Source organism: Acetobacter vaccinii, from assembly GCF_008365315.1.
Lineage (GTDB): Bacteria > Pseudomonadota > Alphaproteobacteria > Acetobacterales > Acetobacteraceae > Acetobacter > Acetobacter vaccinii.
Window position 1 is genome coordinate 450,208 of record NZ_CP043506.1, and the last position, 25,884, is coordinate 476,091.

At 62.3% G+C, this 25,884-nt stretch carries 21 protein-coding genes; 12 read left to right on the forward strand and 9 right to left on the reverse strand.

The genetic code is table 11. The features are described from left to right. Positions 1–63 precede the first annotated feature (63 nt). The 3 genes from FLP30_RS02005 to FLP30_RS02015 form a co-directional block, all read right to left on the reverse strand. A complete protein-coding gene (locus tag FLP30_RS02005) occupies positions 64–1,065 on the reverse strand; it encodes an SH3 domain-containing protein (protein WP_149278115.1) in 1,002 nt (333 codons plus the stop codon). A 133-nt stretch (positions 1,066–1,198) separates the two neighbouring features. After that, positions 1,199–1,600 carry a DsrE family protein gene (locus FLP30_RS02010; RefSeq protein ID WP_149278116.1) on the reverse strand — a complete coding sequence of 134 codons (402 nt, stop codon included), beginning with the start codon at positions 1,598–1,600 and terminating at the stop codon, positions 1,199–1,201. Further along, complete coding sequence (locus tag FLP30_RS02015; RefSeq protein ID WP_149278117.1) at positions 1,593–2,378, reverse strand: HesA/MoeB/ThiF family protein; 786 nt, start codon at positions 2,376–2,378, stop codon at positions 1,593–1,595. The genes FLP30_RS02010 and FLP30_RS02015 overlap by 8 nt, the downstream gene beginning before the upstream one ends. A 199-nt stretch (positions 2,379–2,577) precedes the next feature. Between FLP30_RS02015 and FLP30_RS02020 the strand changes: the two genes are divergently transcribed. Continuing rightward, positions 2,578–3,201, forward strand: coding sequence for a DUF2939 domain-containing protein (locus tag FLP30_RS02020; protein ID WP_149278118.1), 624 nt, complete (start codon positions 2,578–2,580; stop codon positions 3,199–3,201). A 59-nt stretch (positions 3,202–3,260) separates the two neighbouring features. Here the strand turns inward: FLP30_RS02020 and FLP30_RS02025 are convergent, their stop codons facing one another. After that, the gene (locus FLP30_RS02025; RefSeq protein WP_149278119.1) at positions 3,261–3,491 is read right to left on the reverse strand and encodes a DUF3126 family protein; all 231 of its coding nucleotides are present in this window, start codon (positions 3,489–3,491) and stop codon (positions 3,261–3,263) included. Between the two features lie 651 nt (positions 3,492–4,142). Between FLP30_RS02025 and FLP30_RS02030 the strand changes: the two genes are divergently transcribed. Next, complete coding sequence (locus tag FLP30_RS02030; protein WP_246856559.1) at positions 4,143–5,984, forward strand: alginate export family protein; 1,842 nt, start codon at positions 4,143–4,145, stop codon at positions 5,982–5,984. Between the two features lie 112 nt (positions 5,985–6,096). Continuing rightward, complete coding sequence (locus tag FLP30_RS02035) at positions 6,097–8,037, forward strand: OPT family oligopeptide transporter (RefSeq protein WP_149278121.1); 1,941 nt, start codon at positions 6,097–6,099, stop codon at positions 8,035–8,037. Here the strand turns inward: FLP30_RS02035 and FLP30_RS02040 are convergent. Both FLP30_RS02040 and FLP30_RS02045 read right to left on the reverse strand, forming a co-directional pair. Then, on the reverse strand, positions 8,003–10,342 hold the full coding sequence (locus FLP30_RS02040; protein ID WP_246856560.1) for a hypothetical protein: 2,340 nt from the start codon (positions 10,340–10,342) through the stop codon (positions 8,003–8,005). The two genes, FLP30_RS02035 and FLP30_RS02040, sit on opposite strands and share 35 nt — an antisense overlap. Before the next feature lie 91 nt (positions 10,343–10,433). Continuing rightward, positions 10,434–11,234: a universal stress protein gene (locus FLP30_RS02045; protein WP_149278122.1), complete on the reverse strand. Its 801-nt coding sequence runs from the start codon at positions 11,232–11,234 to the stop codon at positions 10,434–10,436. 217 nt (positions 11,235–11,451) lie between these two features. Here FLP30_RS02045 and FLP30_RS02050 point away from each other — a divergent pair, with 217 nt between their 5' ends. Further along, positions 11,452–12,240, forward strand: coding sequence for an alpha/beta fold hydrolase (locus FLP30_RS02050; protein WP_149278123.1), 789 nt, complete (start codon positions 11,452–11,454; stop codon positions 12,238–12,240). Between the two features lie 52 nt (positions 12,241–12,292). Here the strand turns inward: FLP30_RS02050 and FLP30_RS02055 are convergent, their stop codons facing one another. Continuing rightward, positions 12,293–13,948 (reverse strand): NAD(P)/FAD-dependent oxidoreductase, encoded by a 1,656-nt coding sequence (locus FLP30_RS02055; protein WP_149278124.1) that lies wholly within the window; start codon positions 13,946–13,948, stop codon positions 12,293–12,295. Positions 13,949–14,171: 223 nt separating this feature from the next. Between FLP30_RS02055 and FLP30_RS02060 the strand changes: the two genes are divergently transcribed. From FLP30_RS02060 to FLP30_RS02080, 5 genes are all read left to right on the forward strand, one after another. Next, positions 14,172–15,212 carry a cation diffusion facilitator family transporter gene (locus FLP30_RS02060; protein ID WP_149278125.1) on the forward strand — a complete coding sequence of 347 codons (1,041 nt, stop codon included), beginning with the start codon at positions 14,172–14,174 and terminating at the stop codon, positions 15,210–15,212. Between the two features lie 36 nt (positions 15,213–15,248). Next, the gene (locus FLP30_RS02065) at positions 15,249–16,196 is read left to right on the forward strand and encodes a cation diffusion facilitator family transporter (RefSeq protein WP_149278126.1); all 948 of its coding nucleotides are present in this window, start codon (positions 15,249–15,251) and stop codon (positions 16,194–16,196) included. Positions 16,197–16,277: 81 nt separating this feature from the next. Then, positions 16,278–17,648 carry a chloride channel protein gene (locus tag FLP30_RS02070; protein ID WP_149278127.1) on the forward strand — a complete coding sequence of 457 codons (1,371 nt, stop codon included), beginning with the start codon at positions 16,278–16,280 and terminating at the stop codon, positions 17,646–17,648. Between the two features lie 157 nt (positions 17,649–17,805). Then, a complete protein-coding gene (locus FLP30_RS02075) occupies positions 17,806–18,813 on the forward strand; it encodes a CobW family GTP-binding protein (RefSeq protein ID WP_149278128.1) in 1,008 nt (335 codons plus the stop codon). Further along, on the forward strand, positions 18,810–19,865 hold the full coding sequence (locus FLP30_RS02080; protein WP_149278129.1) for a WD40 repeat domain-containing protein: 1,056 nt from the start codon (positions 18,810–18,812) through the stop codon (positions 19,863–19,865). Before FLP30_RS02075 ends, FLP30_RS02080 begins: the two co-directional genes overlap by 4 nt. A gap of 55 nt (positions 19,866–19,920) precedes the next feature. Here FLP30_RS02080 and FLP30_RS02085 read toward each other — a convergent pair whose 3' ends face one another. Together FLP30_RS02085 and FLP30_RS02090 are read right to left on the reverse strand one after the other, a co-directional pair. Then, entirely contained in the window at positions 19,921–20,724 is an 804-nt protein-coding gene (locus tag FLP30_RS02085) for an alpha/beta fold hydrolase (RefSeq protein WP_246856656.1), read from the reverse strand. Between the two features lie 9 nt (positions 20,725–20,733). Then, entirely contained in the window at positions 20,734–21,678 is a 945-nt protein-coding gene (locus tag FLP30_RS02090) for a 2-hydroxyacid dehydrogenase (RefSeq protein ID WP_149278131.1), read from the reverse strand. A gap of 220 nt (positions 21,679–21,898) precedes the next feature. Between FLP30_RS02090 and FLP30_RS02095 the strand changes: the two genes are divergently transcribed. From FLP30_RS02095 to FLP30_RS02105, 3 genes are all read left to right on the forward strand, one after another. Then, positions 21,899–23,992, forward strand: coding sequence for a M13 family metallopeptidase (locus tag FLP30_RS02095; protein ID WP_246856561.1), 2,094 nt, complete (start codon positions 21,899–21,901; stop codon positions 23,990–23,992). Positions 23,993–24,153: 161 nt separating this feature from the next. Beyond that, complete coding sequence (locus FLP30_RS02100; protein WP_246856562.1) at positions 24,154–25,290, forward strand: energy transducer TonB; 1,137 nt, start codon at positions 24,154–24,156, stop codon at positions 25,288–25,290. A 113-nt stretch (positions 25,291–25,403) separates the two neighbouring features. Then, positions 25,404–25,841, forward strand: coding sequence for an acyl-CoA thioesterase (locus FLP30_RS02105; RefSeq protein ID WP_149278134.1), 438 nt, complete (start codon positions 25,404–25,406; stop codon positions 25,839–25,841). Positions 25,842–25,884: the final 43 nt, after the last annotated feature.

Here is a 25,884-nt window from a genome sequence, read left to right on the forward strand (position 1 = left end):
CCACTTCACTGTCAGACCATTCCCCACCCGCGGTGCTGGCAACAGGAGCGTCGTCCCGCAGCCTCAGGACGGGCTGATAACCTCGCCCTCGTCCACACCCCAGATTTCCTTGCGAGAAACCCAGCCATTGTAATGGTGGACAGATACCTTGCACCAGTTGGTGCCCGCAGCACATTCCTTAATGCTGCCAACAGTGCCGGGCCGCAGCACGGCCACGATCGGAGCCGTGTCGTTGCCGCTACTCCGCATCAGCACCGCCCCATGAATGGCAAGGGCATCGGCCTGATTGAAGACATAGCCCATCTCGCGGCTGTCCATGTGGCCAGCAGTGGAATGCCCACCTTCCTGCCCGGACTGCGTGGGAATAGGGGCTTCATCACCCGGGGGTTCACCGGGGACCAGAAAATAACGACCACCCGACAGGGTTGCCTGCTGGACCCAGCCTTTCTGGCCGCTTTGGTCCTCGACAAGACGCCAGACATCGAACTCGCGCTCGATCCGCACCGGCAGCCCCTGGCGATGATAGACCCACAGAATGGGGAAACGCCGCCCAGGACCGGCCCGCATGTTCACTTCATCAGACCGCAGGGCAGCATAACGCGGCAGGGGCAGACCGCTGACAGACCCTTTGGTCATATCCGCGCCAGTAGCCATATCGGGCAGAGCCGCAGGCGTGCCCGCTGCGGGGGGGGCAGCAGTAGCCGGAGTTGCTGCCGCAACAGCCGCAGCGCCGACAGCAGCCCCGGCTGTAGCCGCAACAAGCGGATGCCGCCGGTGCCGCTTGGCAGTTCCCGCACTGGCGTGGCCATGCCCACCATGCTCCGCAGCATCAGCATGAGCGTGCCCATGGGCCGCTTTGCCTTTGGATTTTTTTGTCTTTCCACCCTGCGGGGAAGTCTCCGCCGTGTGGGTGGCCGCGGCATGCGCGTGGTGGTGATGGTGCGACGACGATGCAGCCCCCGCCTTGGCGGCATGGGCCAGAGAGACCTGCGCCGACACCCCAAGGAACACCGCCACACAGGACAGCAGCCTGAACCGATACAAAGAAGAATGAACAGACATCATGGCTGCATCCCTGCCAAGACTACGCCGTAGGAGCAAGAGGAACAATAAAACCTGCGCCTCCTGCCCGTATGCGCCCCTAAACCCGAAAGACGGAAAACCCGAACAAAACCGGCCATATCACCCTCCCCGTTTTTCAGAACACCAGTTGGCGGCATGGCCCCGCGTGGTCCAGAAAACTGGGCAACCCAAGGCTTTTGACCCCATCCAGCAAAGCCGTTTCGGCCAGCCCCATAGCCCGCAGGCCGGAGTCGCATACCATCAACTCCCCCCCCATCTCCACAACGGCTGCCCGCAGTTCTTCCAGCCCTGCCACACCCGCCTGCTGCCGCCTGGCTTCCTCCTCCACAAAGGCAGGAACACCGGCCCAGTCGGAGTGAAAGGCCGCAACACCGGCCCCCATGCCAAAGACCGTAACCTGCCGCCCCAAAGCAGCAACTGTGGCGGCCATCATAAAAGCAGCGTGCAGGCGCTCGTACCCTGCATCCACCACAATCAGGGCCAGGCCGTTACTGCTTGCCGGGATGGAGTCATGCATGGTGGAGCAGGTCCGGCTGCTGGTTGCCACAGACAGCGCAGGTAGGGTCGGCCCCCACGGGCATTTCAGAAAAACGCATACTCAGCGCGTCCCACAACAACAGTCGCCCAACAAGCGACATACCAATGCCTGCCAGTTCTTTAATGGCTTCTGTGGCCTGCAAAGTCCCTATCACCCCAGTAACAGCCCCCAATACGCCCGCCTGCGCGCAGGTTGGGGCATCGGGCGCTGTGTGGTCCTGCGGGTAAAGGCAGTGATAACAGCCAGAATGCTGCCCAGGCCGGAACCCCGTAAGCTGGCCGCCAAACCCCTGTGCCGCCGCCACAATCAACGGCTTGCGCGCCCGCACACAGGCTGCGTTGACAGCGTAGCGGGTTTCAAAATTATCGGACCCGTCACACACAAGGTCATAACGGCTGACAAGGTCGTGGGTTGATGTAGCATCCAGCCGCCTGTCCCATGTTTCCACTCGAATTTCTGGGTTAAGGGCGGCCAACCTGCTGGCGGCGGACAGGACCTTTTTCTGCCCCACGGACGCCGTGTCATGCAGCACCTGCCTTTGCAGGTTGGAAAGCTCCACCACATCGTCATCCACCAACCCGATTCGGCCAACACCGGCTGCGGCAAGGTACAGCGCTGTGGGGCACCCAAGCCCGCCAGCCCCCACCACAAGAACAGACGCATTTTTAAGCGCCATCTGCCCTACTCCGCCCAGTTCGTGCAGAAGAATGTGGCGGGAATAGCGCTGAATTTCGGCCTCTGAAAAATCAATCTCCATTGCCATCCCCTTTCCACCCATGGTCCAGCCAACACCGGGGGATACAGAAAAACCTTATAGTCCAGCAGGTTGATGGTTTTTTTCTGGCCATCATCATTCTGTCATACCGCTGCGTGCCTGATGTTGTTACTATTCATGGGAGGTATGCGTCTGTTATATAGGTGCTATCGTATCTCGTATATTCATAGGGGCTGCTTTCATGGCAACCACAACCCGCTTCGGGCTTATGGCCCGAACAGCCAGTCTGCCCCGGCGCCAGACCGCGCGCCGGGTGTGTGTCTGCTCCGGCCTGCTGGCTCTGGGGCTTTATCTGGCCTCTCCCTTTGTCACGCTTGCCTTTATGGCGGTCGATCTGCGCGACCACGACATGGCCGCACTGGGCCAGCTTATAAACTGGCGCGCGCTGGATAACTCCATCAAGAGACAGGCACTGACCGGGCTGCACCTTGCTGCTGCCCCACCTGCGGACGAACTGCCTGAGTTTGGCTCATCCTTTGCCAGCACAGCGGTGTCCAACGCAGTGGATACCGCTGTGACCAACGCCAACCTTGGCACGCTGGTCGATATGGCCTTGCCTGAACAGCATGAACGCGCACACCAGCCTGCCCCGTCGCTTGCGGCGCTGGTGGGCAATGCGGCCGTCCATTTTGCACGGCTTGACCATTTTACGTTGGAAGTGCCCCTGCCAGGGCATGAGCGGGAAACACCCCTGCGTATTGACATGCACATTCAGGGCTGGCGCTGGAAAATCACCAATGTCGAACTGCCCGTAGCCCGGGCTCCTGTCATGCAAGCCCATGCAGGTTTTAGCCACCCGGCCTAACGCGTAACATGGTGCGGTTCTGCCCCCGTCCAGGCAGGGGCAGAACCGCACGATAGCTGTTACTGCGCGGGGGGCAGGTCTTCTTCCAGCACCACCATGTTGATGGCGTAGCTGACGTCCCCATCTTCATCATCACGATGCACGGTGCCAATCACCTCGCCGTTGACTGCCAGTTCAACCGACATGCCAGCGCGGGGCGCGGGGTTGACCGTCAGGCCCTTGGCGTCAAGCAGACGGCGCAGTGCCGCCTGCAAACGGGCGATTTCCGACGGGGACATGTGACCGCTCATATAATCCATTCCTTGCAAAGCCAACGACATGATATCGGGGGGTAGCGTGGCCCGGCACAGGCCGCCACCGCCATAATCAGACGCACGACAAGCCCTGGACCATGGCCACAGTCCGATCCGTGCCGCCCGCTATAGGCCATCTGCCCGGACCGCCGCAACCTTTGCGCGCCCGCCCTTGCAGGGCGCTGGCCCTGCTCTGCCAGCCATTACCTTACAGCCTGATTGCCTCTGCATACCCCTGCCATGGGGGACGGCAAACCACCCCCATGCCCCACAGTTGGGCAAATGCTCCTGATCTTGACGAATCATCAAAGTTTTACGGGCAGGAAGGAGGTTCAGGGCACATCATCACGGTCACAGAACCAGACAGGCGAGCAGGCACCCGATATGCGGCATTTTTCAAAAAAGCGCGTCCGCAACCGCTTTGCCTCTAGGGAAAACCTAGCGGACCACCACGCTGGGAAAAGCCAACGCAGGTGAGATGACAAAAATTTTAAAGCCCATGCAATGCGCTACACGCAAATGCGATATGACCTGAGCGCATTTTGTGCATTTAAATGGATATAAGTCATTCATATAATGAATTGATTACCTTCATACAAAATAATAATAAATCAGGAGGTCTCAGAGTTCATGCACACCGGATCGCCTATGGCACGGAAAGCGCGCCTGCTTTCTTCCTCCCCGCCCAGCCCGTCCCGTTCCTCTGTTTTCTGGTGTCGCAGCCAGCCTGCGGTCTGCCACGCCATACTGGCCGCCCCTGTTGCCATGGCGTGCCTGCTGGGCACTGCCGCCCATGCCGAAACCGCACCCAACGCCGCCCATCTGAATTATCCGCACACCCCACCGCAGCAGGAGGCCCCCGCTGCGGCAGCACCACGCGTTAACCCCACACCGCCATCGCCTGCTGTTGTCACGGTGGAGCAGCCCCCGGCTGCAAAATCCGGCTTCTGGAACTCCATGCGCCTGCTGCCCCCGCTGACCAGCCGCCCGGAAGCCTACGGGCAGCCGCAGACGCTGGAACTCAACCCCCTGCCCACTTCCCTGCTGCATCAAGGTCCATGGGGGGTCTTTAACGCCAATACGGGGGCTGCCGCAGGGTTTGGTACTGTGGGGTACTATGCCGTCTCCCGCTGGGCGGAGGACTGGTCGAACCTGAAAGACAAGCGCAACCGCATTGATGCCATGGATGCGCTCAAATACATCCCCTTCAACGACAAGGGGGATTACTATCTTTCCCTCAGCGGTAACTTCCGCCAGCACAATTTTTACGACCAGCGGGCCGGATTTGGCAGCACCAAAAAAAGCCCCGCCTATCGTAACAACTTCCGCTGGAACCTTGGGGCAGACCTGCATCTGGGCGAGCACGTCCGCCTGTATGGGGAACTGATGAGCGGCCAGGCAGGCGGCATCAACTACTACGGTTATGCCGGCGGCCGGTGGCGCAGCAAGCTGGATGCCCAACAGGCCTTTGTGGAAGTACGCGGCCATGCGCTGGGTGCCACCATGGGCGGCATGGTTGGCCGCATGACGTTCCTGGATGCACCACCCTATGTGACGGCGGGCAGTGTCTATCCGTCCATTCCGTATTCATGGAACGGGCTGCGCGGCTACGCCTTTTGGAAAAACTTCCGCATCGACGGGTTCTACCTGACCCTGACCGACACAAGCCCGCGCATTGCCTTCCACAACGAAGTCGGGTGGGACACGCGGCTGTTCGGGCTCTATACGTCCTATGCGGTGCCGAAGTTCACCTTCCTGAACCGTAATAGCCAGATTTTTGTCGATACATTCTATCTGGGCTACATCCTGTCCCGTACATCCTTGCCGACACTCGCCGCCAATACCTCTGTTGCGGGGTCAACCCACCGCGACACGCCGGGCATGCGTGTGTGGGGCAATGCCGGGCCGCTGGAATTTTCCGTCGGGGCCATGTGGCAGGGGGGCACTTTCAACCCCGCCAATAATGCCGGGCCCAGCCGCCCGGTATCCGCCTATGCGATCGACGCCACCCTGTCCTGGCGCTTTGCCAAATGGCCCGGTCACCCGGCCATTGGTATCCAGGTGGATGATGTATCGGGCGGCAACATGAACAAAAGCAAGTCCTCAAGCTGGGGTGGCTTTCTGTCTCCCTTCGTGCCTAGCGCCTACTATCTGGACCTGAGCACCTATATCGGCCAGTCCAACATTATCGACGTAGGGCCTATTGCCACGGTGTCCCCCACACCCAACACCACACTGCTGATGAAGGTGCCTGCCATCTGGCGCAACAGCCGCTCGGACGCGGTCTATCCCAACGGGGTTAACCCTTATGGTTTCCGGCCGCGCGGGTCTTATACAGCCACCATGCCGCAGGCCAGCTTTACCTGGCGTGCCACACGGCACATTACCCTCAGTATCGACGGCGAGTATATTTTTGCCTCCAAGACCATGATCAAGGCCGGAGCGTCCTCCGGGGCGTTTGTGCAAAGCAACCTTGAGCTGACATTCTAAGCCCATCCACTAAAGACAAATTGTCCCGCCTGGCGTAATGCGCGACGATACGCCAAGGCGGGGCGCAGCAGGCAGGCTCCCCCGCTGCCATAACCGCTGGGGAGCCTCACGCATGACCTCTTGCCCCGCCCGCCGGGAACTGACACTGCGTGGCCTGATCCTGGGCGCGGTCATTACCGTTATCTTCACCGCCTCCAATGTCTATCTGGGCCTGCGGATCGGGTTGACCTTTGCCTCGTCCATTCCCGCCGCTGTCATTTCCATGGCTGTTCTGCGCATGCTGGGCGGCGGCACGCTGCTTGAGAACACCATGGTGCAAAGCCAAGCCTCGGCAGCGGGAACGTTATCCTGCGTTTTTGCCACATTCCCGGGGCTGATCCTGTGCGGCTTCTGGCAGGAATTTCCCTTCTGGCAGACTGCCGGACTGTCACTGGCCGGAGGAGTGCTTGGGGTGCTGTTCACCATCCCCCTGCGCCACGCCCTGGTCACCCGCAGTAGCCTGCCCTACCCTGAAGGTGTCGCCGCGGCCGAAATCCTGCGGGCCGGAGCCGATACCACAGACAGCCGCAACCTGCGCGCACTGGTGGCAGGGGGGGTCATGTCCACCCTGTTTTCCCTTGGGTCTGGCACGGTACGGATTTTCTCCGACACTCTGACCCTGACCGCCAGTGCCGGACAGGCTGTGTTCCAGCTTCAGGCCGGGTTATCCCCCGCCCTGATCGGGGCAGGCTACCTGGTTGGCATTTCCGGCGGGTTGGCCATGCTGGCGGGCTGCGCTCTGGCCTGGGGTGTTGCCGTGCCATGGTTGACAGCCTACCTGCCCAACCCCGACCACCTTGCCCCGGCCGCTTTCGCCCACGCCCTGTGGCTGCACAAAGTGCGCTTTGCCGGGGCGGGAGCCATTGCTGTTGCCGCGTTATGGACCTTGGTGGAGCTGCTGCCCCCTGTTGTGGCAGGGCTGCGCACAGTGCTGCAACGCCCAGAGCATGACGTGCTGCATGACCGGGAAAGAGACCTCTCCCCCCGCGCCATGATTGTGTTGCTGCTGCTGTCCACCGCCATGCTCGGCTGGTTTTTTGCCGCGTTTCTGGCCCCGTTCCTGCCTGATGGCGGGTGGCCTCTGGTGGGTGCCGCGGTTGGGTTCTGCGTTATTTTTGGCTTCATCATGGCGGCAGCCTGTGGGTATATGGCGGGGCTTGTCGGGTCATCATCCTCCCCCATTTCCGGCATTATCATTGTGGGGGCCGTCCTTGCGGCCCTGATGCTGCTGGGGCTGGAAGCCCTGAATATGATCCCTCCGGCCCTGATGGCCGACAGGCAGCGCCTGGCAACCGCTTTTACCATTCTGGTGCTCTCTGCCATTACGGCCACCATCGCGATTTCCAACGACAATCTACAGGACCTTAAGACCGGCCAGCTTGTCGGGGCTTCTCCCTGGAAGCAGGAGGCAGCGCTTGTCGCAGGATGTATTGCAGGGGCTGCCGTTATCCCACCCGTGCTTAATCTGCTGTACCAGGCTTACGGGTTTACGGACGCCCTGCCACACCCCGGCATGGACCCCACCCGCGCTCTGGCAGCCCCCCAGCCTGCACTGATTATGATGATTGTGCATGGTATTTTCACCCATGCGCTGGACTGGAGCATGCTGGGCACAGGGGCCGCCCTGGGTGTGGGGCTGATTGGCCTGGACCTGCTGTTACGCCGCAAGGCGCTGGCCCTGCCACCACTGGGTGTAGCCGTGGGGCTATACTTGCCTGCCTCCGTCAGCCTGACCCTTGCTGCCGGGGCCGTTCTGGGCTGGGCCATCAAACGCAATCGGCAGAACCCTGCTCAGCCCGACACAACCGGCACAATGGTCGCGTCAGGCTTTATTGTCGGGGAAAGTCTGACCGGGGTCGCCCAAGCGGCCCTTTCCGGCCTGGCAGGGCAGGACAATGTCCTGTCACTGGCGGGTGTGCTGCCGGCATTCCTACCGCCATTACTGGGTGGGATCTGCTTTACTGCCCTGTGCTGGTGGTTTACCCGGCAGGCCCGTACACCCCAGCCAACGTAAGAGCGGACCGGCCATCTGCCCTGTGCGGCCTAAAACCAAAGGCCAGTAGCAATAGGCCCGCACAAAACCCAAACCAGCCCCAGCACAACCCTGGTGGGGTAAAGGCAAAATGAACCTCCACCTGCCCCGCAGGTAAGGACAGACGCTGGAACAGCCCGTCCTGCATGCCGGGCACGACCTGCCGTCCGTTAATGCTGGCCGTCCAACCCGGCAGCATGAGTTCCCGCCGGATCAGGGTTGCTGGGCGGGCACACAACACCCGCGCAGTATCACGCCCGACACTGGTCACCTTGCAGTCTGGCCCACCATCAAAATACGGAGCAGGATGCGCCAGCCTGTACAGGTCGTTCGCTCCGCTGCTGTAGATCAGGACTGGCCTGTCCTGCACGGGCAATGCCTGCCAGCCCTCCGCCACAGTCCCATGAGGCACGACAGCAAGAGCCACCCCCAACTGCTCCAACCGTGCCGGGTGCGCCAACGCATTGGCCAGAAAGGTATGGCCCTGCCGGGTGGAGGTTATGCCATCAAACGTTACAGGGTCCAGGTCAGCGCCAAAGTCCCGCTGCAAACGCGCAATCCAGGCCGCAGGCATGGGTACACCATTGTGGTTGATCGAGGCCAGCCCGTAATACGCCCCATAATTTGGCGGCAAGACCCCGAGCGAGACAAAGCGGTTAAGGCCAATCTCTCGCTGCAGAGTTGTCAGTAAAACCGTATCGACCGGCAAAGCCGGGCGTAGCGACAGCAAGGGGATACAAAACAGCACAAGGGATTCCCCAACCACACTGCCCCCCGCCAGGAGCATACGCCCGCGAGCCCCCACGCCCGGCACCACAAACGCCAGCACACACCCCAGCAGAGCCACCACCCCAATCAGGACAGACAGCACCCGATACCCCATAGATGACAGCAGCCCGTGGCTATACCCGTCCAGAATGGTACGCACCGGCGCATCCCACCACCAAAGCACCCCGCACACACACCCAAGACACAGCAAAACAAGTGCCAGACCGGACAGGCGGCCCCGCGTCCACCAAGGCTTTTCCACCCCCTGCACCGGCAGACGGCACAGATCATCCAGCGTGAAGGTCGCCAGCACAATCATGGCCAGTTCCTCCGCCGGATAACACAGACGGTGGAAATAGGTGCGCCCGATACCCGGCACCATATCCAGCAGGGCTGTCACACCGGGCATGTTGGCCTGCTTGGCCACACAGGCCAGCACATACCCTACAAGCAGCCCCCGTGCAGGCCGATCCCTCTGGCCCCATATGGCCATTAGCGCCAGAAAGGGCAGTGTCAGCCCCCAGTATCCCCCCATGCCCCACCAGGCCGCATACAGCGTGGCGGGGCCATAAAACGCCAGACCATGCATGTAGGGGAAAAGGCTCATAATCCAACTAGGCATGGGGTGGGGGATGTCCATAACCCCGGCATGTGGCCCAATCCAGGCGTGGGAAAGATAGTCAAAAAACACGACAAGCTGGGGCAAGGCCAGCAGCAGGGCAACGCAACCACCCGCCAACACGCGCAAGGCAAATCCCAGCCGGGTTCCGTAAGGTTGCTGAACACAGCGCATGACCGCCCAGCAGAACACCAGCGTGCCAAGCAGAAATGCAGTCTCGGGAAAGCCCGCCAGCAGCAGCCAGCCAAGCCCCAGAGCCAGGCATCCCCAGCCCTGACCTGTCGGCCTGCCCCGTAACTGCTCCACCCCCAGCAGAGCCAGCGGCGCAAACGCCAGCGGCTGGATAGGGCCATCCGTCGCCCAGGCAAACGTGCCGTTAAAAGCCCAGAGCAACGCCCCGACCAGCACAGCCCGCGGGTCCAGCGCCAGAGCACGCAAAAACGCGTACATGCACAGCCCTGCCAGCACCTGCAGGGTAATCTTGAACAGCAACAGCCCACCAGGCAGCCCCAGCAGCAACACAAAGGGCATAAAAAACGCTGCGGGCTGATACTCCCCTGCCAGAGGCATGCCTACCCCGTCGTACGGGTTCCATGTCGGCAGAATACCATGCATCCAGTCCCGCGCGACAAGGCGGCCCAACGCCTGCACAATAACCCCAGCACACCCATCCACCCAGCCAGGCAGACCGGGCAACAGACCCCCTTCCAGCCAGTTCCGGCGGGTGGTTGTTGCCACGGACAGGATCGAACGCGGGTCGGACGTCAGATGCCCCGGCAAAAGTGGCCCCAGCAGTTCGGGCAGATGCACACACAAAGGCAGGGCAACCAGCAGCACACAATGCCACAAGGGCCAGCGCGGCTTGATGCTAAGGCTGTTACGCAGGAAACGACTGGTCATTCCCCAGCCTAGCCGCGCAGGCATTATCATACTGATAACACATGCCTAACACCGTTGCCCCAGTGCACGCGGGCACTGGAGACCGCTGGTTTTAATGGCGCAGCAGCACAGGGATTTCCGGGTGGGCCAGAATATAGTCGGTCACGCTCCCCATCAGGCGGCTATAGAGCATGCCGTGTTCATAGCCCCCCATGACCAGCATGTCGGCATGCAGGTTGTGTGCCGTGTCCAGCAAAGCCTGCCCTATGGCCGCTTTACCTCCCCCATGCACCGCAAGCTCCCGCCGGGTAGCGGAAAAGCCGGGCAGCACATCGGGCGGCAACGCCTGCCCCGGAGGGACAATGACATCAATCTCCCTCGCGCCGGGCAGGAAGGCCGCAGCGGCCTCAAACGCGCGGCGGCAGCAACCAGTTTCCTTCCAGGCCAGCAGCACATGGTCCCCACTCGGTCTGTCCCAGAACGGAGGCACCAGCAGAACCGGCTGCCCTGTGCGAAAAACCAGCGCCTGTGCCAACTGGCGCTTGTGCGCGCTGTCCTTGGGGCCGGGAAAGCCCATGATGAGAATATCCGCATCCCGCGCAAAGGCACTGACAACGCCATCCACCGTAATAACGGGGTCCAGCCAGTTGACTTCCAGCCTGTCCAGCCGGTTTGCGGGAGCACCATACTGCTTGACCAGCCAGGTCCGATAAGTGACGTGCAGCCCCTCGGCCCAGTCTTTCTGCGATGTGCCTGTCGCCCCCTCGGGCTCCCCCCCACCATCCTCAACCGGGGCACGTGCGGCCAGAACGTCCATGCGGCTGCCATTGACCCGCGCCATGACCTGGGCCGCCATGTGCAGCAGCACATCGGCCTGATCTGGCTGGTTCAGAATTACAAGACAACGCTGCATTTCCCTGTCTGTCCTTATGTTCTACGGCCTTGCTGCGGTGCGGAATACGGGCCGTAAGCACCACATCCGCATGACAGTGCCACGCCCTGCCTCTCTCTGGAAGGTGAAGAAAAAACAGTGTGTTCCCTCTCGCCTTCATGGTCAAAGCAGGGCAAAACGCCCCGGCTGGCAGATATGGCACTGTCATGGCCCCGTAAACACAGGAAAGACCCATCCCGTGCTGCTGAACGTGATTGAACGCACCCCCGAACCCACCGCAACCACCAGCCCGCTGCCTGTAGCGCTGTTGCATGGTCTGTTCGGCCGCGCCCGCAATCTGGGCTTTGTGCAGCGCCGACTGGCTGCAACCCGCCGCACACTGGCCATGGACCTGCGTAACCACGGCGCAAGCCCGCATGGCCCCATGTCCTACCCCATCATGGCGGATGATGTGCGCGAAACCCTGCAACACCACGCCGCAGATCCTGCCGTGCTGCTTGGCCATTCCATGGGCGGCAAAACCTCCATGATGCTGGCCCTACGCCACCCCCAGACCGTCAAGGCGCTGATTGTTGTGGATATTGCCCCAGGCCGGGGTGGTTTTTCCTCACTCGACCTGCCGCAGGGGCTGGAAAAGCTGGTCTTCCCCCCCGCACTCGACCTGCATGGTGCCAACGACCTGCTGCGCCCGCTTATTCCCAACGATGCCGTGCGGCAGTTGATGGTGCAGAACATCCGCCTGGGCGACAATCCCGGCTGGGCCATTGGGCTGACCGACATTCTGGCAGCATTCCCCGCCCTCATGGACTGGCCCGCCCTGCCAGAAGATGCCTGCTACACCGGACCGACACTGTTTATCCGGGGTGAGGACTCACCCTATGTCCAGCCCGACAACTACCCCGCCATGCAGCGCCTGTTCCCCAACCATAGGCTGGAGAGCATAGCAGGCGCAGGGCACTGGGTGCATGCTGATGCCCCGCAACGTTTTTCAGAACTAGTTGAGCAGTTCCTGGCCCAGCACGGCTGAACACGCTCTGCTGCCAGCACCCGCATGGCGCGGGCTGGCAGCAGAACAGACCTTACTGCCGCAGTTGCGCGGGCAACCCGGCAAGCGCCTGTGCGACAACCTCCGCCACGCGGATACCGTCCATACTGGCGGACAGGATACCCCCGGCATAACCTGCCCCTTCCCCCGCCGGGTACAGGCCCGGCGTGTTGGTTGACTGCCCGTCCTCCCCCCGTGTTACCCGGATGGGGGAGGATGTCCGAGTTTCCACCCCTGTCATGACCGCATCGCCCATGGCGTAGCCACGCAGCTTGCGATCAAACTTTGGCAGGGCTTCGCGCAGGGCTTCCACGACAAAATCAGGCAGGCAGGTTGCCAGGTCAGTTGGGGTCACACCCGGCTTGTAGGACGGCACCACCGTCCCCAGCGACACGGAGGGCCGCCCGGCCAGAAAATCCTCAATCCGCTGGGCAGGGGCGCGATAGTCACCACCACCCGCCACAAAAGCCTGCTGCTCCCAATGGCGCTGGTACGCCATGCCCGCCAATGGGTCATCCGGGTAGTCCTGTCCGGGCCGCAGTTCGACCACAATACCGGAATTGGCGTTACGTTCAGCGCGGGAATACTGGCTCATCCCATTGGTGACCACCCGGCCTTCTTCTGACGTTGCCGCCACGACTGTACCGCCCGGGCACATGCAGAAGGAATAAACACCACGCCCGTTGCTGGCATGGTGTACCAGCCGGTATTCCGCCGCTCCCAGCAGGCTGTTGCCCGCGCAGGCTCCAAACTGTGCCAGATCGATAACCGACTGCGGATGTTCGATCCGCACCCCGATCGAGAACGGCTTGGCCTGCATGGCAACGCCCTGAGCCTGCAACATGGCAAAGGTGTCGCGCGCACTATGCCCCACGGCCATAATGACATGGCTGGTCTCAATGACCTCACCATCGGCCAGACGCAGGCCACGAACCTGCCGTGTGGCCGGGTCCAGCAGCAGGTCTTCCACCCTGGACTGGAAGCGGTATTCCCCTCCGGCTTCCTCCACCTCGCGGCGGATATGCTCGACCATGGAGACTAGCCGGAACGTGCCAATATGCGGGTGGGCAAGGTAGAGAATATCCTCCGGGGCGCCTGCCTTTACAAATTCCTCCAGCACCTTGCGACCAAGAAAGCGCGGGTCACGCACCTGACTGTACAGCTTGCCATCGGAGAATGTTCCCGCACCACCTTCCCCAAACTGCACATTGCTTTCGGGGTTCAGTTCCGACCGCCGCCAAAGAGCAAAGGTATCCACCGTGCGTTCGCGCACAACCTTGCCCCGTTCCAGCAACAGGGGCCGCAGCCCCATGCGGGCCAGGATCAGCGCAGCCATAAAACCACATGGCCCTGCCCCCACCACAACCGGCCGCTGGTAGCCGGGCCGGGCCGCAAGGGCTGCGCCATCGGCCACAGGGGCGTGCCATGCCATGTCGGGGGTGGGCTGCACGTGCGGGTCCTTCGGGTTAACCTCCCGGTAACGGGCCAGGACTGCGGCCTCGTCCGACACCGTGCAATCGAGCGTATAAACCAGCCGGATGGCGTCCCGCCGACGCGCGTCATGCCCCCGCCGGAAAATGCTGAAATGCTCCAGTTGCTCGGGGGTAATAGCCAGCCTGTCGCAAATGGCCTTGGCCAGCGCATCGGGGGAATGGTCAAGCGGAAGGCGCAGTTCGGTCAGGCGGAGCATGGAAGGAAAGAGCACCCATAGACAGAAGAGAGAAGAAAGACGGCTTATGCCCCTTCCCTATGCCGGAAAGGCATTGGGGCGCAACGGCTGGGCGCGCCCCAGCCACGGACAGGGCTGGGGCGTGTCATGGAAATTCCTCTTTTCTTCCCCGCAGAGTGCAGCCTACATAGACACCAGACATACACGGGGCCGCATGGCCCCCTGTCTTAAGGCAGGCTGACCCATGTCCCACCCGGACCACCCCCATACGCATGACGACCATGACCACACCCATGACGGGCATGCCTGTGATGGCCACGGGGGCGAGGATGGGCACGGACATGGGCATGCACATGAGCATGGATTCGGGCACCACCACAGCCATGCTCCGGCCTCGTTCGGCAAGGCGTTTGCCATAGGGATTGCCATCAACTCCCTCTACCTTGTGGCCGAGGCTGTGTGGGGCGTGCTGTCCAACTCGCTGTCGCTGCTGGCCGATGCAGGACATAACCTGTCCGATGTCATGGCCCTTGGTGCGGCGTGGCTAGCCGAACATCTGTCCCGCAAGGGGCCGTCGGCCCGCTTTACCTACGGGTTGCGGCGTTCGTCCATTCTGGCGGCACTGGCCAATGCGCTGGTGCTGATGCTGGTAACCGGCGGTGTGGCGTGGGAGGCCGTGTCACGCCTGATTACCCCCTATACCGCAACGCCTGCGGGCCGGACGATGATGATTGTCGCAGCCTTGGGCATTGTGGTGAATGGTGCCTCCGCCATGCTGTTCGCAGCCGGGCAGAAGGACGATCTGAACATCCGCGGGGCGTTCCTGCACCTGCTGTCCGATGCTGTGACATCCCTTGCCGTTGTCATCGCCGGGGGGCTGATGCTGCTGACCGGCCTGCACTGGATTGACGCGGCCTTCAGCCTTGCCATTTCCGTTGTGGTGGTGCTTGGCACGTGGTCCTTGCTGAAAGATTCGCTGGACATGGCGCTCGATGCCGTGCCCCGCAAGATCAATGCCAGCGGGCTTGAAGCCTATCTGCGCGCCATCCCCGGTATTACCGACTACCACGACCTGCATATCTGGCCGCTCAGCACAACGGAAACGGCCCTGACGGTGCATCTGGTGCGTGCCCCTGCAGCGCTGAGCGCGCAGGAGGAGGCCAGCCTGCTTGATGGTATTGTCAGCACGCTGCGCCAGCGTTTTGGCATTGCCCACCCCACGGTGCAGATCGAAACACAGGATTACGCCCCCCTGTGCCACCTGACCGACCCGCATGCCATCTGACACCCACCCCACCCAGCCACCAGCCGAGCACGCCCAATGAGCACCCTGCCCCTGCCCGAAAGCAACAAGGGCATTGCCATTCTCAGCCTTGTGGTCAGCCTGCTGGCTCTGGGGCTGAAATATGCGGCCTATCTGGTCAGCGGCAGCCTTGCCCTGTACGCCGACGCGGTGGAAACAATCATCAACGTCATTTCCGCCGCAGGGGGGTTATGGGCGCTGACCATTGCCGAACGCCCTGCCGACCATAACCACACCTATGGCCACTACAAGGCGGAGTATCTGTCCGCCGTGGCCGAAGGCACGCTGGTTGTGGTGACAGCCTTTGTCATCGGTCGGGAAGCGGTGGAAGGCTGGATGAACCCCCAGCCGATCCAGGCACCATGGAACGGGCTGATGCTCAACGGTGCCGCCACACTCCTCAACCTTGCCTGGGGGCTGACCATGCTGCGGGTTGGCCGCAAACGCCGGTCCCCCGCACTGGTGGCGGGCGGGCAGCATGTGCTGTCCGATGTCTGGACCGGGGGCGCGCTGGTGGTCGGGGTCAGTCTGGTCTCGCTCAGCGGCTGGGCGCGGCTGGATGCGGTGCTGGCGGGGCTGATTGCGGTCAATGTGCTGCGGGTTGGCTGGGAAGTCATGCGCGATTCCATCGCCGGGCTGATGGATCAGGCCCCAGAACCCGGCACCCTTGACCAGATCCGCGATATTATCGCGCTGAACGGCCAGGGGGCGATAGAGGCGCATGATATCCGCACCCGTATTGTCGGGGCCATGACGTTTCTGGACTTCCACCTTGTTGTGCCCGGCAGCATGAGTGTGACGCAGGCGCATGATATCTGCGACCGTATCGAGGGCGCGCTCAGAGCCCACATGGGCAGCACGCTTGTGCATATTCATGTCGAGCCTGAAAACCTGGCCAAGCACGAAGGCATAGTGTTCTGGCCCAGCCCGAACACCAACAGGGCAGCGATGTCACACTCCAAATAAAAAAAGCCCCTGCCCTTTTGCCTCAGAAGGGGACTGTCTAGGATGCGCCGCATTCTTTCCTGAAAGACTGCGACCCCCGACATGATACCCAGCGGGTTTTCAACGCCTGAATCCCTCCGCCACCTGCGCGAACATGCCAGGAACCGGACTGTCAACTGGCGGCGCAAGCTCATTTACTGGTCTGGCGCCGTTATTGTCGGGCTGGTGGCCGTAGGCTTTGCCGGTGCGGCCGACTGGGCAGCGCACCAGCGTAGCCATATTGTGCGCAACAACCCCTGGATCATGCTGCTGCTGGCTCCCGCAGGGCTTGTGCTGTCCACCTGGATGACACGCCGCTGGTTCCGCGGTGCACAGGGCAGCGGTATCCCCCAGGCCATTGCCTGCATGCACCTGAATGACATGGGGATTGTGGAAAAAGTGCTGTCCCTGCGGATCGCACTGGCCAAGATTGGCCTGACATGCCTTGGCCTGCTGGCTGGGGCCTCCATCGGGCGGGAAGGGCCAACCGTGCAGGTTGGGGCCTCCATCATGCACACGGTCGGGCGTTTTGCCGGGGTGACAGACATCAGCCGCCAACGGGCGCTGGTCAAGGCCGGGGCGGCTGCCGGGGTTGCCGCAGCCTTTAATACCCCTCTGGCTGGCATTGTGTTCGGGATTGAGGAACTGGCTCACTCCTTTGAACAACGCACCAGCGGCACCATGCTGACCTGCGTTATCATCTCCGGTGTGACCGCCATCGCTCTGGTGGGCAATTACACCTATTTCGGCCATACCTACTCGACCGTGCCGCTGGGAGCCGGGTGGCTGGCCGTGCTGGCCTGCGGGCTGATTGGCGGGCTGACGGGGGGTATGTTCTCCGCCCTGCTTGTCCGTATCTCACGCGGGATACCGGGCCGGGCGGGTGCATTTATTACCCGCCGCCCTCTGGTCTTTGCGGCACTATGCGGGCTGGCGCTGGCCATTATCGGCCTGCTGTCCGATGGCATGACGTACGGCACCGGCTACCTTCAGGCACGTGAAATCCTGATGGGGTCGGACCATTACCATGCCTCGTTCTTTCTGCTTAAGCTGCTGGCCACCCTTGTTTCCTACTGTTCTGGCATTCCGGGCGGGCTGTTTGCCCCGTCCCTGTCCGTAGGGGCTGGCATGGGGGGCTGGATTGGCCATTTCCTGCCCCACACCCCGCCTGAAGCTGTCATCCTGCTGGGCACGGTGGCCTATTTTGCCGCTGTCACCCAGGCACCACTGACCGCCACGGTTATTGTGATGGAAATGAGCGACAACCAGCAGATTACCCTGGCCCTTATGGCCAGCGCGTTTCTGGCTTTTGGTGTCTCACGCGCGTTGTGCAGCCATGCGCTTTACAGCACTCTGGCCATCCGCTTTCTGCGCTCGGCCGAGCCCCGCAAGAAAGCCCAGGCCAGCGCCGACACCACCACGCCCAAAAACTGAAAACGCCCCTGCGCCATCTAACCCGGATGGCGATGCAGAGCCCCCCAACCCTGCCCCTCAGGAGTAGGAGGGCGGGCTTGGGCAGGCTGTCTCTGGTCTCTCGCCCCAGGGCGGACTATATGACAGAGATCCCTGTACAACACGGAGACCTTCCCCCATGTCCGATGCTTCTTCCGCGCCAGACGCCATGCCACAGGGTGCGGCCGATACCCGCGTGCCGGTTACTGTCCTGACCGGCTTCCTTGGTGCAGGCAAGACCACGCTGCTCAACCATATCCTGACTGCGCAGCATGGGCGCAAATATGCCGTTGTCATCAACGAATTTGGCGAACTTGGCGTTGATAATGACCTGGTCGTGGATGCGGATGAAGAAGTGTTCGAAATGAACAACGGCTGCATCTGCTGTACCGTGCGGGGAGACCTGATCCGTATCCTCAATGGCCTGATGCGCCGGCGCGACCGCTTTGACGGCATTATCGTCGAAACCACCGGTCTGGCCGACCCAGCCCCCGTGGCCCAGACCTTTTTTGCGGATGAGGACATCCGTGCAAAAACCAAGCTGGACGCGGTTGTCACGGTCGTAGACGCCTACAACGTGCTCCAGACCCTGCAAGAAAGCACCGAAGCGCGCGAGCAGGTTGCGTTTGCCGATGTCATCATCCTCAACAAAACCGACCTTGTTGACGCAGCCGGGCTGGAAACAATCGAGACCACGCTGCGCAAGCTCAACGCCGCGGCACCCATCCACCACGCGCAAAAAGGCAATGTCACCCTGACCGACGTGCTGGATCAGGGCGGCTTTGACCTCCAGCGTGTGCTCGACACCATGCCGTCCTTCCTCGAAAACCCCGAACACCACCATGAGGAAGATATTTCGAGCGTTTCCCTGACCGTGCGCGAACCTCTGGACGCCGGGCGCTTTCAGATGTGGATCAGCGCACTGTTGCAGGAAAAAGGCTCCGACATGCTGCGCACCAAAGGCATTCTGGACTTTGCGGGCCAGCCGGACCGCTTTGCCTTCCAGGCCGTGCACATGATGGCAGACGGCAACGACATCGGCCCCTGGAAAGAGGGCGAACCGCGCGAAAGCAAGCTGGTCTTTATTGGCCGCAACCTCAACCGCCCGCAGTTGCGCCGTGGTCTTGAAAGCTGCATTGCAGCATGAGCGCACAGACTGCCCCGACCGGGCTGATTGAAACACGCGGTGCCCACCATAAGGTGGAAGGGGAAATTACCGCCTGCGCCGCCACCCGTGATTCCAGCCGCTTTGCTTTTACCACCGTCATGGGGGATGTGGTTGTCGCCCACCGGGCTGATGTCCGCGCGCCAGAGCAGTGGAGTGTCACCGCCGTGCATGACGGCCCGGCCCTGAGCCTGTCAGCCGACACCCTGCCCGACTGTGTGCTGACCGGCGGGGATGACGGCCGCCTGTGCCGCCTGGACCCTTCGGGCGAAATTGAGGAACTGGGCAAAAGTCGCCGCTGGGTGGAGCATGTTGCCAGCTATGTGGACGGCAAGACCGCGCTGATTGCCGCCGCATCAGGCAAAAATGTGGAACTGCGTGACGCCACGGGCCGCACGGTCCTGCGTACGCTCGAGCACCCGACCACGGCTGGCGGCATTGTGTTTGACCCCAAGGGCAAGCGCATTGCGGTGTCACACTACAATGGGGTTTCGGTGTGGTTTACCCAGTCCAAAGACGGCAGCCCCCGGCTGCTGGAATGGAAAGGCAGCCACCTGAGCATTGCCATGCACCCTGCGGGCGAGGCTGTTGTAACCGCCATGCAGGAAAACGACCTGCACGGCTGGCGGCTGTCCGATGGCCACAACATGCGTATGAGTGGCTACCCCACCAAGGTGCGTTCCATGTCGTTTTCCCACAACGGCAAATGGCTGGCCACAGGCGGGGCGGATGTTGTTGTCATGTGGTCGTTCAGCGGCAATGGCCCCATGGGCAAACCCCCGGTGGAACTGGCCGGGGCTGGCGGTGCGCTATGCACGCGGGTGGCGTTCCACCCCACGCAGGACGTTGTGGCTGCGGGGTTTGCCAATGGCACGGTGCTGCTGCTGGAGCCTTCAACCCACCGGGTTCTGCCTGTCTCCACCAGTGCTATCGGCGCTATTACCGCCCTGGCCTATAGCCCCGATGGCTGCCTGCTGGGCTACGGGACTGAAGACGGTGTGATCGGCGTGGTCGATCTGGCATCCGGCGGCTAACGCTGCCCGTCGTGGCTGGGGTGTGCGATAACCCCGGCCACGACATCTCCCCGCGTCAGCCCGGCCCCGGGCCTGCCAGAAAACTGTTTACACTCTGCACAACACTCTCTGGCTGCTCCAGTTGCGGCAGATGCCCGGTCTGCGGGAGCAGAATAGCCTGCCCCGTCAACGCAGGTGGGCAAAGCACGATACGGTCCTCAGCCCCCCAGACAAGTCGCACCGGCACCCCAGCCTGACCCAGCACCGGCTGGAAATCCGCCGTATCTCCCTCTGCCGTAAAACACGCCTGAACAATATGCCGCAGGGCAGACCTTACACCCGGCCTGTCCAGCCCCTGCACCAGAGCCTGCGCGGCCCGACGGCCAACACGTGGAGCAAACGTAGCCATGGCCATAAGCTGCTGCATGGCCTCCGCCGAGCGCACATCAGGCAACGCCCCCACAAAATCCATAGCGACTCTACTCCCAAGCCCTACGGGGGCCAGCAGGCACAGGCTTTGCAACACCGCAGGCTGCTGGGCCAGCAAAGCCAGAGCAATGCCCCCACCCAGCGAGTGCGCCAGAATATGGGCACGGCCAAGACCCAGCTCTGCCATCAACCCGCTGACAGTCTCGGCCAGGGTGTGCAGGCTCCCATCCCCCACGGCACATGAGGAGGCACCATGGCCGGGCAGGTCAAAGCTGATCACGCGCCGCGTCTGGGACAGAGCGGGTAAAATCAGTTGCCAGCTTTCTTTACTGCCCCCAAAGCCATGGATCAGCAGCAGGGGCTCCGCCTGCACCTGTCCTTCCGCCGGGCCTGCTATCCGCACGGCAAGCTCATGCCCTGCGACACGCACAAGGTGGTGACCTGCCACCATCACGGTGCTTCAGTATCCATGCTGGGGGTCATAGCGCAGAGGAACCTCCTCCCCCCGTTCCAGCGCCCTGATAGTGGCTGCAACCTGCCGCGCCCGCGCGGGGCGGGAGGCCTCGGAGGCAATATGTGGGGTAATAAGAGTGCGTGGAGCGTGCCAGAGGGGCGAGGTTTGGGGCAAAGGTTCATGCTCAAACACGTCCAGCACCGCGCCATGCAGGCTCTTGTCCTCCAACGCGCGCAGCAGATCGGCCTCCACCACCAGCGAGCCACGGGCGACGTTGACCAGACCGGAGGGCTGCCGCAGGCGGCTGAGAACATCGTAGGTAATCAGGCCCCGTGTTTCGTCCGTTTCCGGCAGCAGGCACACCAGAATATGGCTCGACGCCACAAAAGCGGCCAAACCATCCTGCCCGGCGTAGCAGACGACACCCTCAATCTGCCGGGGGGTGCGGGCCCAGCCCGCCACCGGAAAACCTGCTGCCACAAGTCTGCGGGCCACATAGCCCCCCAGACTGCCCAGCCCCATGACCCCCACCTGCGTGCTGCTGGACAGGGCGGGCCTGCGCTCTCGACGGACCCAGACCCCCTGCCCCTGCCCCTCCTGCCACCGGGCGGCATCGCGCATCAGGGACAGGACTGCCCACAGAACGTAATCAGCCATCTGCACCCGTGTTTCCTCCTCCCCCATACGGATGAGGGGGATCGCACGCGACCATGTGGGGTCGCAGGTCACATGGTCCACACCAGCCGCCACACTCAGGATAGCCCGCAGGTTGGGCATGGCCGCCAGCCTGCCGGGTTCGGGCTGCCAGACAAGCGCATAATCCACCTGTTTGGGGTCCAGGGTCGGGTCGTCCCACTCCCGAACCTCAAGCTCGGGCATAAGGTTAGCAAAAAGCTGCTTCCAGTGGGGAAAAACCTGACTGCCGCCAGCCCTGACAACCAGACACACCATCTGAAACCTCCGCTCGTAACAAACGTTTTTTCTGCTCTTTCCCACCCGTGTAACACTCTCACAAGGCAAAGGGCAGGCACCCGCCCGCCCCAGGAGCCCACGGGGTAGGCAGGCGTGGGCAAGCTGGTTAAGGTACAGGCACCGGATGTCTGTTCTGGACCAGAAAAACAGGGTGCCACATGTCAGGGCCACCCGCGACAACACAAACCGGAGACCGCCTGTGCCCAGCTTTCGCGCCTGTTCCTCTTTCCGTCACCTGTTGCTGCTCACCGCAACCCTTGGGCTGGCTGCACCCGGCCTTGCCGCTGCGGCTCCGACCGAACCGGCCACCAGCCCACAGGCCGAGGAAAGCGCCTTTGCCCCCTGGGGGGTCAATCTGTCAGGCCGGAACATGGACATTCTGCCGGGCAACAATTTTTTCCGCTATGCCAACGGCACCTATCTGGAACATCTGAAAATTCCGCCGGATATGACAAGCTACGGCCCGTTCAACGCCCTGGCTGAGCTGTCGCGCACGCGGGAGCAGACCATTCTGGACGAGCTGGCTGCCCATAGTGTAGCAGCCCCACGCACGACCGAGGAAAAACTGGGCACCTTCTATGCCTCCTACATGGATACGGCGGAAGTTGAGCGGCAGGGCATCCAGCCTCTGGCCACCGACCTGGCCGCGATCCGCGCTATCGAGGACATGGCAGGCTTTGCCGCGCTTACCGGCACGTCGCCCAGCGGGTTCCAGTTTGCCCCGTTCTCACTCGGCATCAACCCTGATGCCAAAGACCCTACGCGCTATGCGCTCAACCTTGATCAGGCGGGGCTTGGCCTGCCCGACCGGGACTACTACCTCAAGCCCGCTTTTGCCGCGAAGAAAAAAGCCTACCAGGCCTATGTCGAGCAGGCTCTGACCCTTATTGACTGGCCAGACGCCAAGGCCGCCGCAGAAGCCATAGTGGGTTTTGAAACCCGGCTGGCCGAAACCCACTGGGCACGTGCCGACCTGCGCGACCCGCAGAAAACCTACAACCCCATGACCCTGGCCGAGCTGAGCGCCAAAGCCCCCGGTCTGGACTGGACCGCCTGGTTGCAGGCCTCTGGCCTGCCCACGCGCAGCCTTGACCACCGCAGCCTGATTGTGGGCGAGCCGTCGGCCATAACAGGTGAGGCGCATGTTCTGTCCACAACGGACATGAACACCCTCAAGGCCTGGCTGGCCTTCCACCTTGTTGATAACGCCGCAGCCTATCTGCCCGAGCGTTTTGAGCAGACCCGCTTTACCTTTACCAGCGCCCTGTCCGGCCAGCCCGCCCTGCCCGCCCGCTGGAAACGCGGTGTGCAGGCCACCAACACCGCCATGGGCATGGCGCTAGGCAAGGTTTATGTGCAGCGCTACTTCCCGCCCGAAAGCCGCGCGGCCATGCAGAAGCTGACCGCCGACCTGAAAAATGCTTTCCGTGAAAGACTGCGGAACAATAGCTGGATGAGCCCCGCCACGCGCGATGCCGCCCTGCACAAGCTGGAAAACTTTGAAATTCAGGTCGGTTACCCCAACACCTGGCGCGATTACCGCAGCCTTGCGGTGCATAAGGGGGATGTTTATGGCAACGCCCGCAATGGCGTGGCGTATGAATGGCACTACTGGCTAGTCCGCCTTGACCGCCCGGTTGACCGGAACGAATGGGATATGACACCCCAGACCGTCAACGCCTACAACAACCCGCTGTTTGTTGAAGTTGTCTTTCCCGCCGCCATTCTCCAGCCGCCATTCTTCAACCCCAAGGCGGACAGTGCCGTCAATTACGGAGCCATCGGTGGGGTCATCGGGCATGAAATGACCCATTCCTTCGACGACGAGGGCCGCCAGTTTGACGAACATGGCCGCCTGAAGGACTGGTGGACAAAGGAAGATGCCGAACGGTTTGAGAAACTGGCCAGCAGGCTTGGTGCTCAGTACGATGCGTTTGAGGTGCTGCCTGGCGTGCATGTCAACGGCAAGCTGACCATGGGCGAGAATATTGCCGACCTAGGCGGGCTGACACTGGCGCTGGACGCCTATCATGCCTCCCTCGGCGGCAAGCCTGCCCCCGTGCTGGACGGTCTGACCGGCGACCAGCGTGTGTTTCTGGGCTGGGCGCAGGTCTGGCGTGAAAAACTGCGCGAAGATACTGTCCGCCGTCTGGCAGTCACCGACCCCCACTCCCCCCCGCAGGCACGGGTGAACATTCCCATGCACAATATCGATAGCTGGTACAAGGCGTGGGATGTCAAACCGGGCGACACACTGTACCTGCCGCCGGACCAGCGCGTAAAAATCTGGTAACGGCCTGATCGTCACCGGGGCCGGGGCTGCATTGCTCCGCCCCATGCCATGCAACTTCGCTCTGGCACAGTGTGTGGAGCAGTGGCAGAGTATGTGCTAAAGCGAACAGCTTTCCCGCATGGGCAGATTCCTGCGGGGTAATGGGAGACATCGCGCTGTTCATGGATGACAAGACACGTGCATCCTCCGCAGCGAAGCGGCGGGAACCCCGTTTCTTACCCCAGACCGACCCCCAAGCCCCCCCAACAGCCCGCCCCGATGTGGCGCAGGGGGGCAATGCTGCCTGGGCGCGACTGCTGCCGCTGGCCCCTGTGCCGCAGGTGCCCGGCAAACCCGTACGCGGTGCCTCCACCCCGCTGATCCGCCGCGAGCTTTACGCCGACCCCACACTCACGCCCATTCTTGTGGCCTCGCTGCTGGCACACGCCCTGCTGCTGGCGGCCCTGTTCTACAAAGCAGCCACCCACTCCGGTGCAGGCAGCCCGCAGGCCAGCCAGAGCCAGCCGGTGGAGGTTGTGTTCTCCCAGCCCGATGCCTCCAGCGGTATGGTTGGCCAGCCCTCACCCGAGGCTGGCGGCGGTAACGAAGCCAAAAAAGCATCGCAGGCCAGCACAACGCCCCCGACCCCGGCCGAAGCACAGCCCAGCCCCTCCAACGAGGAAGAAACCCACAGCCTGCCGCTGCCCCAGTCGGACGACGGCTTGCCCAAGCCTGAAAAAACACACCCGACCCCACGCCCGTCACACCCGACGACAGGCCACGCGCACCCGACCAAAACCCCGGCGCGACCGGCCCCGCACCCCAGGCCCACCACACGGCCAAGCCACCACACGCCATCGCCCTTCGACCACCCGATGGACCTGTCGTTTGATGAAGCACCCGCCCCACGCCGCAGGCGCTCAGGCAGGCCCGGCGGCTCCGGCGCACCGATTGACCTGTCCATCGGCCCAATGGTGCAGAATGGGGAACTGAACGCCCATTATGCCTCGCGCACCAGCGTGAAGGGGGTCAGCAGCGACTATGCGTCGGAAATTGACTCCTGGATCCGCCGCCATCTGTACTACCCGCCCGAAGCCGCCCAGCGGGGCGAGGAAGGCGGGTCGTCCGTGCACGTCATCCTTGACCGGACAGGCCGCGTGTTCAAGGTGTTCGAGACCAACTCCTCCGGCTCGACAGAGCTGGACGCCTCAACCGTTGGCATGTTCCAGGGCGCGCAGTTGCCCCCGATCCCCCCGGACATGAAAGACCGCTTCATCAATTTTGATGTCACGGTCAATTACATCCTTATCCGCAACTGAAACGGCGGAGGTTTTCCGCCCGGTTCACGCAAAACTGAGAGCCTGACAGGCTGGTGATATTCCACTGTCAGGCTACATTTGGCCTTTGGGGCCATTAGAGGATCATACCCACCATGTCACAGCCAACCGGCGCCGAACTGCCCCAGGGCATGCCCACCATCCGCGTTGTGGCCATGCCCACCGACACCAACCCCGCAGGGGACGTGTTTGGTGGCTGGATTGTCTCGCAGATGGATCTTGCCGCGGGCACAACCGCCGCCTTCCGCGCCAATGGCCGCTGCGCGACTGTTGCCATCAACAGCCTTGTCTTTCTTGAACCCGTGGTGGTGGGGGATGAGGTCAGCATCTACACCCGGATTATCCGCACGGGCCGGACATCACTGACCATCCATGTGCAGACATGGCGGCGTGCCCGGCATACCCACATCACCTCCAAGGTGACGGAAGGCGAGTTTATTTTTGTGGCGCTGGACGAGCAACACCGCCCACGCCCCCTGCCCCCGCTTCAGGCCGGGGAAGACCTGCCCGCCCCCGACAGCACAACCGACTGAAACACGCCCGGCACCACCCCAGGGCAGCCCTGCCGCCCCCCAT

What these genes read in the sequence shown, in the direction of transcription:
- FLP30_RS02065 (WP_149278126.1), top strand. Translation starts at nt 15,249, where the DNA reads ATGAGCACCCTGCCCCTGCCCGAAAGCAACAAGGGCATTGCCATTCTC.
- FLP30_RS02020 (WP_149278118.1), top strand. Translation starts at nt 2,578, where the DNA reads ATGGCAACCACAACCCGCTTCGGGCTTATGGCCCGAACAGCCAGTCTG.
- FLP30_RS02030 (WP_246856559.1), top strand. Translation starts at nt 4,143, where the DNA reads ATGGCACGGAAAGCGCGCCTGCTTTCTTCCTCCCCGCCCAGCCCGTCC.
- FLP30_RS02045 (WP_149278122.1), bottom strand. Translation starts at nt 11,234, where the DNA reads ATGCAGCGTTGTCTTGTAATTCTGAACCAGCCAGATCAGGCCGATGTG.
- FLP30_RS02075 (WP_149278128.1), top strand. Translation starts at nt 17,806, where the DNA reads ATGTCCGATGCTTCTTCCGCGCCAGACGCCATGCCACAGGGTGCGGCC.
- FLP30_RS02090 (WP_149278131.1), bottom strand. Translation starts at nt 21,678, where the DNA reads ATGGTGTGTCTGGTTGTCAGGGCTGGCGGCAGTCAGGTTTTTCCCCAC.
- FLP30_RS02025 (WP_149278119.1), bottom strand. Translation starts at nt 3,491, where the DNA reads ATGAGCGGTCACATGTCCCCGTCGGAAATCGCCCGTTTGCAGGCGGCA.
- FLP30_RS02060 (WP_149278125.1), top strand. Translation starts at nt 14,172, where the DNA reads ATGTCCCACCCGGACCACCCCCATACGCATGACGACCATGACCACACC.
- FLP30_RS02085 (WP_246856656.1), bottom strand. Translation starts at nt 20,724, where the DNA reads ATGGTGGCAGGTCACCACCTTGTGCGTGTCGCAGGGCATGAGCTTGCC.
- FLP30_RS02080 (WP_149278129.1), top strand. Translation starts at nt 18,810, where the DNA reads ATGAGCGCACAGACTGCCCCGACCGGGCTGATTGAAACACGCGGTGCC.
- FLP30_RS02035 (WP_149278121.1), top strand. Translation starts at nt 6,097, where the DNA reads ATGACCTCTTGCCCCGCCCGCCGGGAACTGACACTGCGTGGCCTGATC.
- FLP30_RS02055 (WP_149278124.1), bottom strand. Translation starts at nt 13,948, where the DNA reads ATGCTCCGCCTGACCGAACTGCGCCTTCCGCTTGACCATTCCCCCGAT.
- FLP30_RS02105 (WP_149278134.1), top strand. Translation starts at nt 25,404, where the DNA reads ATGTCACAGCCAACCGGCGCCGAACTGCCCCAGGGCATGCCCACCATC.
- FLP30_RS02015 (WP_149278117.1), bottom strand. Translation starts at nt 2,378, where the DNA reads ATGGAGATTGATTTTTCAGAGGCCGAAATTCAGCGCTATTCCCGCCAC.
- FLP30_RS02010 (WP_149278116.1), bottom strand. Translation starts at nt 1,600, where the DNA reads ATGCATGACTCCATCCCGGCAAGCAGTAACGGCCTGGCCCTGATTGTG.
- FLP30_RS02100 (WP_246856562.1), top strand. Translation starts at nt 24,154, where the DNA reads ATGGATGACAAGACACGTGCATCCTCCGCAGCGAAGCGGCGGGAACCC.
- FLP30_RS02040 (WP_246856560.1), bottom strand. Translation starts at nt 10,342, where the DNA reads ATGACCAGTCGTTTCCTGCGTAACAGCCTTAGCATCAAGCCGCGCTGG.
- FLP30_RS02070 (WP_149278127.1), top strand. Translation starts at nt 16,278, where the DNA reads ATGATACCCAGCGGGTTTTCAACGCCTGAATCCCTCCGCCACCTGCGC.
- FLP30_RS02005 (WP_149278115.1), bottom strand. Translation starts at nt 1,065, where the DNA reads ATGATGTCTGTTCATTCTTCTTTGTATCGGTTCAGGCTGCTGTCCTGT.